General features: G+C 62.2%; 4 protein-coding genes. 3 read left to right on the forward strand and 1 reads right to left on the reverse strand.

Annotated elements, in window-relative coordinates; translation table 11 throughout:
• Positions 1-274 (forward strand): adenosylcobinamide-GDP ribazoletransferase (locus tag WA989_RS05320; RefSeq protein ID WP_424339467.1); only part of this gene is annotated, 274 nt, incomplete at its 5' end.
• 2 nt (positions 275-276) lie between these two features.
• Positions 277-846, forward strand: coding sequence for an alpha-ribazole phosphatase family protein (gene cobC, locus WA989_RS05325; protein ID WP_424339470.1), 570 nt, complete (start codon positions 277-279; stop codon positions 844-846).
• Here cobC and WA989_RS05330 read toward each other — a convergent pair.
• Positions 826-1,341: a hypothetical protein gene (locus tag WA989_RS05330; protein ID WP_424339468.1), complete on the reverse strand. Its 516-nt coding sequence runs from the start codon at positions 1,339-1,341 to the stop codon at positions 826-828. The two genes, cobC and WA989_RS05330, sit on opposite strands and share 21 nt — an antisense overlap.
• Positions 1,342-1,773: 432 nt before the next feature.
• On the opposite strand from WA989_RS05330, the gene WA989_RS05335 reads away from it, so the two are divergent.
• A partial coding sequence (locus WA989_RS05335; protein WP_424339469.1) for an alpha/beta fold hydrolase occupies positions 1,774-2,839 on the forward strand: 1,066 nt, incomplete at its 3' end.

Genomic DNA, 2,839 nt, shown 5'->3' on the forward strand with positions numbered 1-2,839 from the left:
TTTGGAAACGGGTGCCGCCCGCGGCGTCGCCGGAGCGACGCATCCGCTGTCTGCCGCCTTCGCGCTCGCGTCGGCTTCGGCAATGCTGCTCGTGCTCAGTACGTTGATTGCTCCGGAAGCCGTTGCATGCGGCGTTCTGGTCATGGTGATCGCGAGTGCGGCACTCTGGCGCTATATTACATGGCGGCTCAACGGCTATAGCGGTGATGCACTCGGTGCTATACAACTTATAGGGGAAATTGGGCTCTACCTGGGAATCGTCGCTTGTCCTTGAAGATGCTGCGTCATACGCGCCCGGTTGATAGCAAGGGGCGATGCTATGGGTTGACCGATCTGCCGCCGGGCCCGGATTTTGGCGCCGTGGCGGACATGCTGGCCCAGTCATTGCCGTCGGTGAGCCTGATCGTGACGAGTCCGCTCATGCGTTGCCGGTTGCTTGCGCAGCGCCTCGCCGAGGCCCGTGATGTTCCGATGCGCATTGACGAGCGAATAATCGAGATGGATTTCGGCACGTGGGAAGGGCGGCTCTGGGCCGAAATTCCGCGCGATGAAATCGAAGCCTGGGCGCAGGACTTTCTCGAAGGGCGACCGCATGGCGGCGAGACCGTAGCGATGCTCGAGACGCGGGTACGCGCGGCGCTCGATGACGCGCCCGGTTTGGTCGAAGATCCCGATGTGCTCTGGGTCACGCATGCCGGAGTGGTGCGTGCAGCGCATGCTATTCTGGACCACGGGCACGCCTGGGACACCGAACTCGATTTCGGCGCCTGGACCGACCTCGGTAATCATTCTACCGGCACCTGCCGGGCGTGCGCCAGCCAGGGCTCAGCGCCACAGCAGCCCTGAGCGCGAACCACCTCCCCATGGTCCCACGACCACATTCTGGTCCGCAAGGCCGCTCTGTGCGGTCTGGCTTCCGGCCCGCGCACGGTCGATGAGCGCCGCCGTCTCGTCCATATCTTGCACCTTGACAGCTCCCGCCATGACATCGCGCATTGGCATGAAGCCGTAGGCCTGTTCGGTCAGATCGGCGGCATCGTAGGTCATCTGGCCAAGGCCCACGTAGTGGCGGATCGTGCCATTGCGCCGCAGACGATCCTCGAAGAAGGCGCAGGCGATCAGGCATTGGTCGGCGAGGCCGCGGATGATGTCGGCAGGGGCGTTGGAATCCATCGCCTGCGAAATTCGGATCGTAAGCAGGTCGACCTGGAGGTTTGCGCCGATGAAGCGGGCAAAGGTGATCGAGAGATAGGCCTCGAGGTTCTCCGTCAGCGGAACGCCGGCCTTCTCGATACCTGCCTTGACGAAATCAGAAGCGATCGCGAGGGTCGATGGGGTCATGCTGGCTCCGTTATGCGAGACATTCGTGACGTCCGGCCGGAGGCGCGCGCCGACTGGCAGACAGAACAAGTGCTCCGGACGCATGGCGTCATCGTCACCTCATGGGACAGTCTCCTTGCAACGCCATGTTGCCGGAGAGGAAGTTGGTTTGGGGTTAACGCGCTTTCGGCGAACGCCGCTTTGCCGACGCGTCGAATGCGCATGCCGCGAATTCGGCTGTACCAAAAAAGCCCGTTCGGCGAAGGCCACTCCGCCATATCGGCCGTCCGGACAGGGCACACACACGCTAGTCACCCTAGCAGGCTACCACGCGGCGGTGTTTTCCCAAAGCATGTGCGCAACGCAGACACGCACGCTTGAGCCACGCGAAGTCATTTGCCGATTCTTCGTGCAACAATTGCTGGCGGGTGCTCGAATGGACGACCGAGCAGTATGACGGTCATGCTGCAGGGAAGGAACACGCGCATGATGGGACGATCCGAAAGGCTCGAATTCGAAGGTCACGACGGTGGCCGGCTGGCGGCAAGGCTGGAACTGCCGATCGGCAAGCCACGCGCCTATGCGATCTTTGCGCATTGTTTTACCTGCTCGAAAGACGTCTTCGCCGCCACGCGGATCTCCCAGGCGCTGGCTGCAAGGGGCCTGGCAGTTCTGCGCTTCGATTTCACCGGGCTGGGCCGCAGCGATGGTGATTTTGGCAATACCAACTTCTCGTCGAACATTGCCGATCTCGTGGCAGCTGCCGCCTATCTGCGCAAGACGCATTCCGCCCCCGAGCTGCTCGTGGGGCATTCGCTCGGGGGGGCTGCCGTCCTGGCAGCTGCGGGTGCTCTCAAGGAAGTGCGCGCAGTCGCTACGATCGGCGCGCCCTCCGATGCGGCGCATGTGGTCGAGAACTTCGCGGCCGATATCGCGCGCATCGAAGCCGAGGGTCAGGCGGAAGTTTCCCTCGCGGGGCGCAAGTTCACCATCAGGAAGCAGTTTCTCGATGACGTGAAGGATTCCGCGTTGCTCGACAAGGTTGCCAACCTGAACAAGCCGGTACTCGTAATGCACGCACCGTTGGATGAGACGGTTGGCATTTCCAACGCTTCGGAGCTTTTCATTGCGGCCAAGCATCCCAAGAGCTTCGTATCGCTTGATGATGCTGATCATCTGCTCACCCGGCCGGCCGATGCGGTCTATGTAGCGGAGGTTCTTGTTGCCTGGTCGGAGCGATATCTCTCGCCCATGGATGCGAACCACCCCAATCTTGTGCGTGTGAGCGAGACGGGCGCCTCGAAGTTCCAGCACCTCGCCGAGGCCGGGCCACATGCGGTTCTGGTCGACGAGCCGCGTGAGGTCGGGGGCACCGAAACCGGTCCGACGCCCTACGATTATCTCTCCATCGCGCTGGGCGCCTGCACGTCCATGACGCTACGGCTCTATGCCGCGCACAAGAAACTCAAGCTTGGCCGCATTACCGTGACCGTGGATCATGCCAAGCTGCATGCCAAGG

Source organism: Henriciella sp. (assembly GCF_049649345.1).
Taxonomy (GTDB): domain Bacteria; phylum Pseudomonadota; class Alphaproteobacteria; order Caulobacterales; family Hyphomonadaceae; genus Henriciella.

Bases quoted from the DNA above. Each gene is read 5' to 3' on its own strand.
- WA989_RS05330 (WP_424339468.1), bottom strand. From the start codon at position 1,341: ATGACCCCATCGACCCTCGCGATCGCTTCTGATTTCGTCAAGGCAGGT.
- cobC (WP_424339470.1), top strand. From the start codon at position 277: ATGCTGCGTCATACGCGCCCGGTTGATAGCAAGGGGCGATGCTATGGG.